Raw genomic sequence first — 12,632 nt, forward strand, 5'->3', positions numbered from 1 at the left:
TTTTTCGCGCCCGCAAAGGAAAGCGGGGGAGGCCGCGAGCTCGGCACTGGGGGTTACCGAGGTCACGGCGAGCTAGTCGAGCGTGATGACGCGGCCCTCGGCGCCAGAGCGGTGAGCGGCTTCGATCACGCGCAACGCGGCCACGGAACCGGCCGGGTCCACGGGGAACGCCGCTTCGCCACGCAACGCGTCGCGCACCTGGGCGTAGAAGTCCTCGTAGCGGCCGACCTCGGTGGGCACGATCTCGGTGTGGTCCGTGCCGTCGTCGACGCCGAGGGCGCCGGCGTCGGCCTCGGGCTCGACGCCCCAGCCCTCGTCGCCGGGGCGCAGGCCGTCCTTGATCTGGGGTTCCTGCACGTCGAGGCCGTACTTGGTGAAGGTGGCGCGGTCGCCGAGCACGCGGAACCGCGGGTTGCGCGTGGCGGCCAAGGCGGAGGCCCACAGGTGCGAGCGGACTCCGTTGGCGTGGTGCAGCGCGACGAACACGTCGTCGTCCACCTGCACGCCGGCGCGGCGGCGGTCGACCTCCGCGTAGACCTGCGTGACCGGGCCGAACAGCTGAAGGGCCTGGTCGACGATGTGCGCGCCGAGGTCGTAGAGCAGGCCGCCGGCCTCGGCGGGGTCGCCGAACTCGCGCCAGTTGTCCTTGATCTTCGGCACCCAGCGGTCGTAGCGGGACTCGAAGCGGAACACGTCGCCGAGCCGGCCGGACTCGATCACCTTGCGCACGGTGAGGAAGTCGGAGTCCCAGCGGCGGTTCTGGAAGACGGTGAGGCCGACGCCCTTGGCCTTCGCCGCCGCCACGACCTGCTCGGCCTCGGCCGCGGTCGGCGCGAACGGCTTGTCCACGACCACGGGCAGGCCGAGCTCGACGGCGCGCAGGGCGAGCGGCACGTGGGTACGGTTCGGGGTGCTCACCACGACGAGGTCGAGGTCGCCCGCCTGGGCGAACAACGCATCGGCGTCGGGCACGATCTCGGTGCCGGGGTACTCCGCGCGGGCCTGGCCGGCGCGTTCCGGGTTCGCCGTCACGATCGCCGCGGGCACCAGACCCGGCGTCGAAGCCACCAGCGGCGCGTGGAAGACGCGGCCGCCGATGCCGTAACCGAGGATGCCGACTCGCAAGTCATCAGCCATGCCGCCCATTAAACAACACTGTTGCGTAACTAGCCAGTTCTTCGGGAGGATCGCCGGATGGCCGAAACCGGAGTCAACCTGCGCGGGCTGCGCCGCTTCAACAGAGCGCTGCTGCTCGGCCACATCCTGCGCGCGGGCGGGCTCAGCCGCGTGGAACTGGCCGAGCGCACGGGGCTGACGCAGCAGGCGGTGTCGAAGATCGTCGCCGAGCTGCTCGAGACGCAGCTGCTCGACGTCGAGCGACAGGCCGCGGCCGGCGTCGGCAAGCCACGCACGCAGCTGCGGATCCGGCCGTCAGCGAAGTGCGCGCTCGGCGCGCAGCTGGACCGCGACGGATTCCTCGTGCTGCGCACGGGACTGTCCGGCGAGGTCGAGGAGACCGTCGAAGGTCCGCTGCCCGTCGGCTTCACACCGGAGCAGGCCGTGACCGCGGTGGTCGGCGCGACGCGCAAGCTGCTCGCCGACGTCGACCCGGCGCGGGTGCTCGGCCTCGGCGTCGGCGCGGTGGGACCGCTCGACCACCGCGAAGGCCGCGTCCGTGACGCCACGAACATGCCGGGCTGGCACGACGTGCCCCTTCGCGACCTCCTCGCCGAGCGCACGGGACTGCCCGTGACGCTCGACAAGAACACGAACTCCGCCGCGGTCGCCCACACGTGGCCCGACACGCCGGAGACCGCCACCGCCGTGGTGCTCGTGGGCACCGGTATCGGCGTCGGGCTGCTGGTCGACGGCAACGTCTACCGCGGCCCGCGCACCAACGCCGGTGAGTTCGGCCACACCACGATCGCCTACGACGGCCCGCGCTGCGCCTGCGGACGGCGCGGCTGCGTCGAGATCATGCACCGCTCCGCAGCCACCCCCGCCGAGGCCGCGCGGCTGCTGGGGATCGGGCTCGCCGACCTCGTGCAGGTCCTGGACCTGGAGCGGATCGTGTTGTTCGGCCGCGCCGTCCGCGCGGAGCCCGACGTCTACCGCGACACGGTGGCGGCGCAGCTGAGCGAGCTGCTGCCGGTGCCGCACTGGCAGCGCATCGACGTGGAGCTGAGCGACCTCGGGGAGGAAGCCGTAGCCCTCGGTGGGGCTTTCGAGGTGCTTGCCGGGTTCTACTCCGACCCTAAATGACAGGCGCCTGACCTGCGGGCAGATAGCATCCGCGACGTGCCCGACCAAGCCACCGCCGAAGAGCCGGACGCGGCTCCCCGCACGCTGACGCCAGCGGAGCGGATCGTGCCGAGCTGGAACGACCCGCTGGCCGCCGCGGCGACGAGACCGATCGGTGGGCCGCTCGGCGAACACGCGGCCGTGGGCCGGCATTGGTTCTGGTCACCGCAGCGCGTGGGACTGGGCCTGGCGATCCTCGCGCTGGTGCTGTGCTGGTTCGGCAAGGCGTCCTGCATCCAGCAGTACCAGGACTCCACCGGCGCCAGCCAGCTCGACTGGCGCGCGGGCCGCCCGTTCGTCGCGATGTGCTACTCGGACATCGTGCCGCTCTACAGCTCCGAGCGGCTCAACGACCCGAAGACCTTCCCGTACGTCTCGTCCTGGCAGGAGGACACACAGACGGCGGACAACCAGACCCGCTACATGGAGTACCCCGTCCTCACGGGTCTGTTCCAGTGGGTCAACGCGAAGCTCGCGGCGGGCTGGCTCTCGGTCGCGAACTCCGGCTGGCTGCCCAGCGCATTGCCGGTGGCGATCTACTTCAACATCTCCGCGTTCTGGCTCGCGCTCGCGTGGCTGATCACGGTGTGGGCGACCGGGCGCACGATGAAACGCCGGCCGTGGGACGCGGTGCTGGTGGCGATCTCGCCGCTGGTGCTGGTGCAGGCGTTCACGAACTTCGACGCCATCGCCACGGCGTGCACCGCCGCGGCGATCCTCGCGTGGTCGCGAAAACGGCCGGAGATCGCCGGCGTGCTACTCGGGCTCGGTGCCGCGGCGAAGCTGTACCCGTTGCTGTTGCTCGGGGTGCTGTTCGTGCTCTGCCTGCGCGCGGGGAAGCTGCGCGCGTGGGGCAGAACGGCGGCGTTCACCGTGCTCACGTGGCTGATCGTGAACGTGCCGTTCATCCTCGTGGCCACGCACGGGTGGTGGGAGTTCTTCCGGCTCAACACGTTGCGGCCGATGGATCCGGACTCGCTCTACAACGTCATCTCCTACACCACGGGCTGGACCGGCTTCGACGGCGTGCTCCAAAAAGGACAGACGCCGGCGATCCTCAACACCGTGATCGCTGTGCTGTTCCTGCTCTGCTGCGCCGGAATCGCGTACGTCGCCCTCACCGCGCCGCGGCGGCCGCGCTTCGGCCAGCTCGCCTTCCTCGTGGTGGCGGCGTTCCTGCTGACCAACAAGGTGTGGAGCCCGCAGTACTCGCTGTGGCTCGTGCCCCTGGCGGTGCTCGCGATCCCGCGCTGGCGGCTGCTGCTGAGCTGGATGGTGATCGACGCGCTGGTGTGGGCGCCGCGGATGTTCTACTACCTCGGCATCGACCACAAGGGACTGCCGGAGGGCTGGTTCCTCGGCACGGTCGTGGTGCGCGACCTCGCCGTGGTGGGCCTCTGTGTACTGGTGATCCGCGAGATCTACCGGCCGCGCACGGACCTCATCCGGCTCGCCGGAGACGACGATCCGGCGGGCGGTGTGCTCGAACGCGCACGTGACCGCGTGAAGTTCCAGGGCTTCAGGAAGCACCGCCGGGCTGTGCCGACGGTGCCACCCGTGCCCGAGTCCTAGGCGGTCTGCTTGCGCAGGAAGGCGATGTCGGCCGCTTGGCCCTCACTCGGCGTCTCCACGACGACGGGCGCGCCGGCCTTGCGGACGACGTCGGCGAGCAGCTCGGGATCGATGGTCCCTTCGCCGCCGACGACGTTGGCGTGGCGGTCGCGGTTGGAGCCGAACTCGTCGCGCGAGTTGTTGAGGTGCACCAGGTCGATGCGGCCGGTGATGGCCTTGACCTTCTCGACGGCGTCGGCCAGGTCCCAGCCCGCGGCGTAGGCGTGGCAGGTGTCGAGGCAGAACCCGGCGCCGAACTCGCCGACCTCGTCCCACAGGCGCGCGATCACGTCGAGCTCGCGGGTCATCGCGTTCTCGCCGCCCGCGGTGTTCTCGATGAGGATCGGCACGGCGAAGCCGCCCTTGTCCGCTTCGCGCTCGAAGAGCTTGCGCCAGTTGGCCAGGCCCTCGGCCACGTCGTCGCCGGCGCCCACGTGGCCGCCGTGCACGATGAGTCCCTTCGCGCCGATCGCGGCGGCGCCGGTGGCGTGCTGCGCGACGTTCTTGCGCGACGGGATGCGGATGCGGTTGTTCAGCGACGCGACGTTGATCAGGTACGGCGCGTGGATGAACACCTCGACCGGCGACTCCTTGATCGCGTCCCCGAACGGGTGCGGTTTCGGAGCCTTCCACCCCTGCGGGTCGGACAGGAAGAACTGGACGACGTCGGCTTCTCGCTCGGCTACGGCGGCCAGCGGATCGTCGTCGCGGACATGGGCGCCAATCTGCATGAGAGCACGCTACCCCCGGGTGAATCCGCACCTGACGCCCCAGTTGGTGACGCTCGTGGAGTACCGTGAGCGCGTTCCGTGATCCAGTTCGGGCCGTCGGAGGGGTTTTGCATGGGGAAGCACGCCGCCCGGATCACCACGTTGGGGATCGCCGTCGCACTGCCGGTTCTCTCGGCCGCGCTCGCGCTCCCCGCCACGGCTTCCGCGGACACGAGCCCCACGCTCGACGGCGACTGCTCGGCCACGCTGCAGAACGGCAAGACCGGCAAGGGTTTGTCACTCGACGCGGGCGCGCCGCTCAACGCTCCGAACCGGCTCACCGTCGGCCTCGACTCGAAGGCCAAGCAGGCCGACGGGAGCAACCCGCTCTTCACGCTCCCGGTGGGCGATGTCGTGCGCACGCTGGGCGTCGGCGAGGTGCCGGCGGTCGGTGACGCGGCGGCGAACGGTGTCTGCCCGCTCGCGCAGAACACGGCCAACAGCGTCGGCAACGCCACGGGGAGCTTGGTCGGTGGCGTGACCGCCCCGGTTGTGATCCCGCCCGGAGACAACCCTCCCGGTGACAACCCGCCGGGCGACAATCCCCCCGGTGACACCCCGCCCGGCCAGACGCCTCCCGGCAGCACTCCGCCGGGCGCTCCCGGCAGCAGCCTCGACCCGGTGATCACCGGCTCGGGCGACCTGTCCGGCCTCGACTCCATCGCGGGCATCTTCACCAACGCCGCCATGCTGCCGTCCGGGCTCGTGCAGGCGCCGCCGGTGATCACGCAGGTCATCCCTGGTCAGCTGCCTGCGGACCAGGTGCCGACCGTCGACGCGAAGAAGTCGGGCACCGCCGAAGCGCTGCCGGCCGTGACACCGCCGGCGAAGCTGCCGATGCTCATCGCGGTGCTCGCGCTGGCCATCGTCGCGGCGGCGCTCGTGCGCGCGTGGCTGCGCCGCAAGACCGCCTGATCGACACGGGTGGTGACACCCGCTTCCCACCCGAATGCCTGACATCGGTGGCTGAGCGGGCGTCACTCGTTCCCGTTACCGTTGTTGTCCAGGGGAGACAGGTTCAGACCGAACGCGGTGGAGGGCTCGATGGCCAGGCAGCACCGCACACGCAGGGCCACCGCGCTGGGAGCCGCCGCCTTCGTGCTGGCCGGCTCGGCCGCGCTCGCCGCGCCGAGTACGGCGTCCGCAACGTCCACTCCGTCGACCATCGTGACCCAGTGCGGCTCGACGATCACCGCGAAGCCCGGGGACACGGTCCAGGTCAAAACGCTGCTGGGGCTGCCGGTCGACCTCGGTGTGGTCGGCCAGGTCTCCGGTGTGCTGACCGGCGCCGTCAACTCGGTTCTCGGTGCCCTCTGCAAAGTCACGGTGAACGTGGTCGACACCGTCGTCGCGCCGGTGCCCGTGGTGGGCGCGCCGGCCGCTGGGGCGCTGAACCAGACCGTCGCGGGGACCACGAACACGCTGCAGCAGGGCGTCGATTCGACGCAGCGCGCGCTGACGGGCGGGGCGCCCGCGCAGCAGAACCCCGGCAGCCCGCAGCAGCCGCCGGCGACCGGTCCCGGCGCGCCGCAGGGCGGCACTCCCGCCGGCCAGACGCCGATCCCGCCGGTGAACAGCCCGTTGCTGCCGCTCTCGGGTGGCGGCGGCGGTCTCGCGTCGCTGTTCCCGGGCTTCGCGAACTTCTCGAACCTGCCGTTCAGCACCGGCTACGCGCCGATGCGCGACTACAGCGACATCCCGATGGCGATGGCCGGGCTGTTCTCGCCGTCGCCCGCGCTGCGCTACGGCAGCCAGATCCCGGGATACGCGCCGCAGTACGGCCTGCCGAACCCGGGCCAGCCGTCGGCCGGCAACGCGAGCGTGCAGAACGCGGGCGAGGCGCAGGCGTTACCCCCCACCGGCGATAACCACACGAACGGGTTGGACTGGCCCGTGCTGGTGGCAGTTCTTGCACTCTCCGGAGTCAGCGCGGGCCTGGTTCGCACCTGGGTCCTCCGCCGAATGGCCGCTGCGAGTTAGGCCGACTCACCAGTATCTTTTCGGAGTCCCATTCGTTTTACCAGTGGCGATGGTTGACGCCCGAAGATCCCGGAGGACTGCGCTCGTGCCGAAGAACCCCACCTGGCTGAGAACCCGGCGCGTACTGAGCGTCACCGCGCTGGCGGCCCTGGTGAACGGCGGCGCGTTCCTCGGCTCGGGCACTGCTTCGGCCGCCACGACCCTCGCCAACCAGTGCACGGGCTCAGTCAGCGGCAGCATGGGCGACACCGTCGCGTTGCCGGGCTCCTCCGTCAGCGCGCTGGCAAAGCAAGCCGCTGCTTCGAAGCAGCAGACGCTGCTGTGGATCATCCCGCTCAACGGCGTGAACCCCGATGGCGTCGCCAACGCACTGTCCGCGAAGACGCTCACGGTCGGCACCGTGCCCAGCTCGTCGCGCGGCACCATCGACGGCAAGAGCATCGGCAGCGCGGTCGGGCAGGCACTGCAGGGCAACGCCGCACTTGGCTACAGCGCGGACACGAAGAAGCAGGTGCTCGACGCGATCACCAGCTCGATCACCTCGAACTGCGGCCTGACGACGCTGGCCACGAACTACACGCCGCCCACCTCGTCGTCGACGCCGCCGCCGAGCAACAGCTCGCCCTCGACCAACACCCCGCCCTCGAACCCCGACGGCGGCCCGCTCGCGAACCTCATCCCGGGATCCACCGGCACCGCGCCGCAGCGCGACTACAACGGCATCCCCACCGCGACGCCCGGCACCGCCGTCGCCCCCGGCATCCGCTACCCGGCCAACGGCACGCTGCCCGGATCGGCCGCACCCGTGACCGCTGGCCAGGACACGCAGAGCCAGGGCCCGGACGTGCGCAACGCCGGCAACGCGGAGTCGCTCGCGACTTCCGGCGGCGCGTCCGACATCCAGCTGCCGATGCTGCTCGCGGTGATCGTGCTGGCGGGTGTGACGGCCGGGCTGGTGCGCACCTGGGCGCTGCGCCGGGCCTCCTGACAGCTCTGTCGGTACCCCCAGGTAGTCTTACCTGGACAAACCCTCCTGCCACGGACAGTCCGTGGCCGCGAGCCCATAGGAGGTGAGTGGTTATGTCACGCCATTACGAGGTAATGGTCATCCTGGACCCCACGCTCGACGAGCGCACGGTCGCCCCCACGCTGGACAACTTCCTCAACGTGATCCGCACTTCGGGCGGAAGCGTCGAGAAGGTCGACGTCTGGGGCCGCCGTCGCCTGGCGTACGAGATCAAGAAGCACGCCGAGGGCATCTACGCGCTGCTCGACCTGAACTCCGACTCCGACGCGGTCAAGGAACTCGACCGTCAGCTGTCGCTGCAGGAGACCGTGCTGCGCACCAAGGTCATGCGCCGCGAGGTCAAGCGCGCCGCGGCCAAGCCCGTCGCCGCCAAGGCCTGAGCCGAAGGGACGTCCCCGTGGCTGGAGACACCGTCATCACCGTGATCGGAAACCTGACCTCCGACCCGGAACTGCGTTTCACCCCGTCCGGCGCGGCGGTCGCGAACTTCACGGTCGCGTCCACGCCGCGCACCCTCGACCGGCAGTCCGGCGAGTGGAAGGACGGCGAGGCGCTGTTCCTGCGCTGCAACATCTGGCGCCAGGCGGCGGAGAACGTCGCCGAGTCGCTCACCCGCGGCGCCCGTGTGGTCGTGCAGGGCCGGCTCAAGCAGCGGTCCTTCGAGACCAAGGAAGGCGAGAAGCGCACCGTCGTCGAGCTCGAAGTCGACGAGATCGGGCCCTCGCTGCGGTACGCCACGGCGAAGGTCAACAAGGTCAGCCGCGGTGGCGGCGGTGACTTCGGCGGCAGCGGTGGCGGCGGCGGTGGCAACCGTGGAGGCGGCGGTGGCGGCGGCATGCCGGCCGACGACCCGTGGGGCTCCGCGCCCCCCGCAGGCGGCGGTGGCGGCGGCGGTTTCGCCGACGAACCCCCGTTCTGATCTCGCACTTTTACACCTCAAGATTTGAATCCAGGAGAAGACAGTGGCCAAGCCACCCATCCGTAAGCCCAAGAAGAAGGTCTGCGTTTTCTGCAAGGCCGAGAAGAAGGGCCGCCCGGAACTGATCGACTACAAGGACACCAACCTGCTGCGGAAGTACATCTCCGACCGCGGCAAGATCCGTGCCCGTCGCGTCACCGGCAACTGCAGCCAGCACCAGCGTGACATCGCCATCGCGGTGAAGAACTCGCGCGAGATGGCACTGCTGCCCTACACCTCGACCGCTCGCTGAGGAGGCTCGTCATGGCGAAGATCATTCTCACCACCGACGTGGCGAACCTCGGTGGCCCCGGCGACATCGTCGAGGTCAAGGACGGTTACGCCCGCAACTACCTGCTGCCCCGCGGCTACGCCATCGTGGCCAGCAAGGGTGCCGAGAAGAACGTGCGCACCATCCAGCGCGCGCAGGAGTCCCGGCGCATCCGCGACCTCGACCACGCCAAGGAGATCAAGGCGACGCTCGAGGGCCTCGGCGCCATCCAGCTGACGGGCAAGGCGGCGGAGGGCTCGAAGAAGCTCTTCGGCTCCATCACCGCCGGCGAGATCGTCGACGCGATCAAGGCCCAGGGCGGCCCGCTGCTCGACAAGCGCGTCCTGGACCTCCGCGACCACATCAAGACGGTCGGCAAGCACTCCGTCAACGCCCGCCTCCACCCCGACGTGAAGGTCGACGTCCGCCTCGAAGTCAAGGCGACTTCGGTCTGACGGTTTTGTTCTGACGAAGCGCCCCTCGGGTTCCGACCCGAGGGGCGCTTCTCTTTCGAGTGACCGGCAGTGCGGATCGAAACCGAGTGATTTCGTTGCGTTATCCTCGCCGCTGATCTTGCTCAGGTTTCGCACGTCGGGGGTTCGCGATGTCACGCGGCTTCGTCCCGCTGGTGGTCGCGGCCGCCCTGCTGACCTCGTGTAGCGGAACAGCCGAACCCGCCGCGCCGACCACCTCGGCCGCCGCCACCTCCGGCCCCCAGGTTCCCAGCCCTCTCCCCACCAACGGCCTGCTCAGCGATCCGTGCGGCGTCCTCACCGAGGCCGAGGCAGGCACCGTCGGTCTGGCCTCACCGGGCAAGGAAGACACCAGCACAGCCAAGGGGTGCACCTGGAAGTCCAGCTCGAGTGAGCCGAACCAGATCGCCCTCACGCCCCTGCCGCGCAACACCGGCGGCATCGGGGACGTCTACGCCCAGAAGGCCAAGGACGCCTACTTCGAGCCGGTGAGCATCAGCGGCTATCCGGGTGCGTACGCAGACGTGCAAGACGCGCGTAGCCAGGGCAGCTGCACCCTTTGGGTCGGGGTCACTGACCAGCTCGCCGTCTCGGTGATTCCGCAGATCCAGGAGGGTCCGCACCAGTCGGACCCGTGCGGCGTCGCGCAGAATTTCGCGGCGGCGATGATCACCCATTTGAAAGCCCAGACCTAAGCCGGTTGAACCGCTGGTCAAGGCGGGAACAAGATCGCTTTCCACGCCCGCCCGAAGTCGCTTGAACCCGCGCGGGAACCATCGGCCGTGCGTTACCATCCAACCTGCTGATCTCGCCGTTTGGGGAGCGAGAGGTAGCCCAAGGGGGTAACGCCGATGTCCGATGTTCCACCACCCGCTCCGATCAAGGTCGGCAGCTACGGAACAGCCGGTGGGTACCAGTTCAGCGAGGAAGAAGTCGACAGCGTCATCACGCAGTGGGAAGACCTCCTCGCCCACCTGTCCGATGACCTCGGCAAAGCTCAGGCGATCTCCGACGTGAAAGCCCCGGCCGACGAATTCGCCAGCCACGACTTCATCAACAAGGGTTCGAACCCGTCCGGACAGACGCTGCTCCTCCAGCACCAGCGCATGCACGACTACGTCTCGAACTTCATCACCGCGCTCAAAGCCGCGAAGAACAAAATCACGTACCACGAGCAGGAACAACGCGACGCCCTCAACAAGACTGGAGCCTGAGTACCACATGCAGTCCCGCACCCTTCGACTCGCCGCAGGCACCGTCGCCGCCCTCGCCTTGCTCACGGCTTGCAGTGGTGGAACCGGCGGTGCGACGCCGCCGTCTGCCTCCGGCAGTTCAGACATCGCCCCGAGCGGCGGTTCGGGACCCAAGGTGCCGGCTCCGCTGCCGACCAAGGACCTGCTGAGCGACCCGTGCAGCGCCCTCACCTCGGCAGAAGCGACGCAGGTCGGGCTGGCGTCTCCCGGGCGGAAGACCGATGGGGAAGTGACCGGCTGCACCTGGACGTCGTCGGGTAACGGGCAGAACTTCGTCGCGATCAACGTTGCGCCGCAGAACAGCAACGGGATCAGCGACATCTACGACCAGAAGGCCCAGCAGGCTTACTTCGAGACCGTGACCGTGGACGGCTACCCCGGCGCTTTCACCTCGAAGGCCGACCTGCGTCCCAGTGGTAACTGCCAGTTGTGGCTCGGCGTGACCGACCAGCTGGCCGTGTCCATCAACCCTCAGCTCAGCGTTGGACCGAACAAGGCCGACCCGTGCGGGTACGCCAAGAGGTTCGCGACGACGTTCATCGCACATCTCAAGGCCGCGGCGTGATCACCACGCGGCCGACACACGGTTCGGAAGGAGTGGCACATTATGGGGAATGATGCCAACACCGTCGGCAAGGAACTGAAGTACGCCGCGGGCGGTGCGCTCGCCGGTGCTGCCGTCGGCTCCGTGGTGCCGGTCGTCGGCACCGCGGTCGGTGCCGTTGCGGGCGCGGCAGTGGGCAGCCTGGTCGGGCTCTTCAGCGGTGGTCCCGAGGCCCAGCAGCAGTCGGCCGACCTGGGTGGCCGCACGATCGACGCCTACACGATCTACCAGAAGATCAACGCCGGCAACACGACTTCGCTCACCACCGGGGTAGGTGCCGCCCAGAACCTCCAGACGGTCCACGACGGGCGCGTCACCGAGATCGACAACCTGAACAAGAAGATGGACGCCGCCTGGCAGGGTGGCGGCGCGACGGCCGCGCAGGCCGGGGCGCACCCGCTCGGTATCTGGTTGCAGGATTCGGTGAACAACCTCGGTAAGAGCCACACCTACCTCAACACCCAGGTCGACTGTTTCGGCACCGTCAAGACGAAGGTGCAGAACATTCCGAAGGATCCGCCGTCCGCGGGCTTCCTGGACGGGGTCAACCCGTTCAGTGACAAAGACGACGAGATCAACGACTACAACAACAACGCCAAGGCCAACGTCGACGCGTACACCAATTACTTCAACGCCTCCGGCGCGAACGCCCAAGGTCTGCCGCAGTACAGCGCGTGGCAGGGCAACAACCTGTCCGGCCCGCCCGGCGGCCCGAACGTCCCGGGCGGACCTGGCGGCGGCGGCAAGGTTCCCAGCATGAGCGGAGGCCCAGGTGGAGGCGGCGCCAGCAGCTTCAAGCCGGGGGACATGCCGAAGTTCGACGCCAAGCCACCTTCGACGGACTCGACGGGCAACCACACGGGCATCAACGACCCGAATGGCCCCAACGGCACCGGGATCCCGACCGGGACGTACACACCTCCGGGCTCGGACAGCACCTCAGCACAGGGCTTCACGCCGTCGTCGTTCGACTCGAGCGGGTTCGGGCCGGGCGGCGCAGGCGGGTTCGGGCCGGGCGGTGGCGCCGGCAGCTTTGGCGCCGGTAGCGGAGGCGGGTTCGGTGGTGGCGCCGGTTCGGGTGCTGTCGCGGGCTTCGGGCCGGGTGCGTTCGGTGGCGGCTTCGGGCCTGGGGGCGCGGCCTCCGGTGCGTCGGCAGGGTTGGGCGCTGGTGAAGGCGCCGCGGGTATGCGCGGCGGCGCCTTGGGCGCCGGTGCGGCCGGCAAGGCCGGTACTTCGGGCATGGGCGGCATGGGTGCGGGCGGCGCCAAGGGCGGCAAGGGCACCGAGGACGAGGAACACCAGACCAAGTACCTCGTCGAAGAGGACGCCAACGAGTTGTTCGGTACTGACGAATTGACCGCCCCGCCCGTGATCGGTGAATGAG

General features: G+C 69.4%; 15 protein-coding genes. 13 read left to right on the plus strand and 2 right to left on the minus strand.

The features are described from left to right. Positions 1–72 precede the first annotated feature (72 nt). Entirely contained in the window at positions 73–1,137 is a 1,065-nt protein-coding gene (locus ABZU76_RS05955; RefSeq protein WP_354865493.1) for a Gfo/Idh/MocA family oxidoreductase, read from the minus strand. A 57-nt stretch (positions 1,138–1,194) separates the two neighbouring features. Here ABZU76_RS05955 and ABZU76_RS05960 point away from each other — a divergent pair, with 57 nt between their 5' ends. Both ABZU76_RS05960 and ABZU76_RS05965 read left to right on the plus strand, forming a co-directional pair. Beyond that, positions 1,195–2,262 (plus strand): ROK family transcriptional regulator, encoded by a 1,068-nt coding sequence (locus tag ABZU76_RS05960; RefSeq protein ID WP_354865495.1) that lies wholly within the window; start codon positions 1,195–1,197, stop codon positions 2,260–2,262. Positions 2,263–2,298: 36 nt separating this feature from the next. Next, on the plus strand, positions 2,299–3,873 hold the full coding sequence (locus tag ABZU76_RS05965; RefSeq protein WP_354865497.1) for a glycosyltransferase 87 family protein: 1,575 nt from the start codon (positions 2,299–2,301) through the stop codon (positions 3,871–3,873). Here ABZU76_RS05965 and ABZU76_RS05970 read toward each other — a convergent pair. Beyond that, positions 3,870–4,643, minus strand: coding sequence for a deoxyribonuclease IV (locus ABZU76_RS05970; protein WP_354865499.1), 774 nt, complete (start codon positions 4,641–4,643; stop codon positions 3,870–3,872). The genes ABZU76_RS05965 and ABZU76_RS05970 overlap by 4 nt on opposite strands. Before the next feature lie 111 nt (positions 4,644–4,754). Here ABZU76_RS05970 and ABZU76_RS05975 point away from each other — a divergent pair, with 111 nt between their 5' ends. From ABZU76_RS05975 to ABZU76_RS06025, 11 genes are all read left to right on the plus strand, one after another. Continuing rightward, positions 4,755–5,597: a hypothetical protein gene (locus tag ABZU76_RS05975; protein WP_354865501.1), complete on the plus strand. Its 843-nt coding sequence runs from the start codon at positions 4,755–4,757 to the stop codon at positions 5,595–5,597. Between the two features lie 129 nt (positions 5,598–5,726). Further along, positions 5,727–6,662 carry a hypothetical protein gene (locus ABZU76_RS05980; protein ID WP_354865503.1) on the plus strand — a complete coding sequence of 312 codons (936 nt, stop codon included), beginning with the start codon at positions 5,727–5,729 and terminating at the stop codon, positions 6,660–6,662. An 85-nt stretch (positions 6,663–6,747) separates the two neighbouring features. Further along, positions 6,748–7,650, plus strand: a complete 903-nt coding sequence (locus tag ABZU76_RS05985) for a hypothetical protein (RefSeq protein WP_354865504.1) — start codon at positions 6,748–6,750, stop codon at positions 7,648–7,650. Between the two features lie 92 nt (positions 7,651–7,742). Next, positions 7,743–8,069: a 30S ribosomal protein S6 gene (gene rpsF, locus ABZU76_RS05990; RefSeq protein WP_220245346.1), complete on the plus strand. Its 327-nt coding sequence runs from the start codon at positions 7,743–7,745 to the stop codon at positions 8,067–8,069. 17 nt (positions 8,070–8,086) lie between these two features. Then, positions 8,087–8,608 (plus strand): single-stranded DNA-binding protein, encoded by a 522-nt coding sequence (locus ABZU76_RS05995; RefSeq protein ID WP_354865507.1) that lies wholly within the window; start codon positions 8,087–8,089, stop codon positions 8,606–8,608. Between the two features lie 43 nt (positions 8,609–8,651). Next, positions 8,652–8,900 (plus strand): 30S ribosomal protein S18, encoded by a 249-nt coding sequence (gene rpsR / locus ABZU76_RS06000; protein WP_003098744.1) that lies wholly within the window; start codon positions 8,652–8,654, stop codon positions 8,898–8,900. A gap of 11 nt (positions 8,901–8,911) precedes the next feature. Continuing rightward, a complete protein-coding gene (gene rplI / locus ABZU76_RS06005; protein WP_220245348.1) occupies positions 8,912–9,373 on the plus strand; it encodes a 50S ribosomal protein L9 in 462 nt (153 codons plus the stop codon). A 149-nt stretch (positions 9,374–9,522) separates the two neighbouring features. Next, entirely contained in the window at positions 9,523–10,086 is a 564-nt protein-coding gene (locus ABZU76_RS06010; protein WP_354865509.1) for a DUF3558 domain-containing protein, read from the plus strand. A 156-nt stretch (positions 10,087–10,242) separates the two neighbouring features. Next, a complete protein-coding gene (locus ABZU76_RS06015; RefSeq protein WP_354865511.1) occupies positions 10,243–10,605 on the plus strand; it encodes a hypothetical protein in 363 nt (120 codons plus the stop codon). 7 nt (positions 10,606–10,612) lie between these two features. Then, positions 10,613–11,209: a DUF3558 domain-containing protein gene (locus ABZU76_RS06020; protein WP_354865513.1), complete on the plus strand. Its 597-nt coding sequence runs from the start codon at positions 10,613–10,615 to the stop codon at positions 11,207–11,209. Between the two features lie 42 nt (positions 11,210–11,251). Further along, complete coding sequence (locus ABZU76_RS06025) at positions 11,252–12,631, plus strand: hypothetical protein (protein ID WP_354865515.1); 1,380 nt, start codon at positions 11,252–11,254, stop codon at positions 12,629–12,631. Position 12,632 lies beyond the last annotated feature (1 nt).

This window comes from Amycolatopsis sp. NPDC005232 (genome assembly GCF_040607795.1).
GTDB lineage: Bacteria > Actinomycetota > Actinomycetes > Mycobacteriales > Pseudonocardiaceae > Amycolatopsis.

Bases quoted from the DNA above. Each gene is read 5' to 3' on its own strand.
- ABZU76_RS05955 (WP_354865493.1), bottom strand. From the start codon at position 1,137: ATGGCTGATGACTTGCGAGTCGGCATCCTCGGTTACGGCATCGGCGGC.
- ABZU76_RS05960 (WP_354865495.1), top strand. From the start codon at position 1,195: ATGGCCGAAACCGGAGTCAACCTGCGCGGGCTGCGCCGCTTCAACAGA.
- ABZU76_RS05970 (WP_354865499.1), bottom strand. From the start codon at position 4,643: ATGCAGATTGGCGCCCATGTCCGCGACGACGATCCGCTGGCCGCCGTA.
- ABZU76_RS05975 (WP_354865501.1), top strand. From the start codon at position 4,755: ATGGGGAAGCACGCCGCCCGGATCACCACGTTGGGGATCGCCGTCGCA.
- ABZU76_RS05980 (WP_354865503.1), top strand. From the start codon at position 5,727: ATGGCCAGGCAGCACCGCACACGCAGGGCCACCGCGCTGGGAGCCGCC.
- rpsF (WP_220245346.1), top strand. From the start codon at position 7,743: ATGTCACGCCATTACGAGGTAATGGTCATCCTGGACCCCACGCTCGAC.
- rplI (WP_220245348.1), top strand. From the start codon at position 8,912: ATGGCGAAGATCATTCTCACCACCGACGTGGCGAACCTCGGTGGCCCC.
- ABZU76_RS06010 (WP_354865509.1), top strand. From the start codon at position 9,523: ATGTCACGCGGCTTCGTCCCGCTGGTGGTCGCGGCCGCCCTGCTGACC.
- ABZU76_RS06015 (WP_354865511.1), top strand. From the start codon at position 10,243: ATGTCCGATGTTCCACCACCCGCTCCGATCAAGGTCGGCAGCTACGGA.
- ABZU76_RS06020 (WP_354865513.1), top strand. From the start codon at position 10,613: ATGCAGTCCCGCACCCTTCGACTCGCCGCAGGCACCGTCGCCGCCCTC.
- ABZU76_RS06025 (WP_354865515.1), top strand. From the start codon at position 11,252: ATGGGGAATGATGCCAACACCGTCGGCAAGGAACTGAAGTACGCCGCG.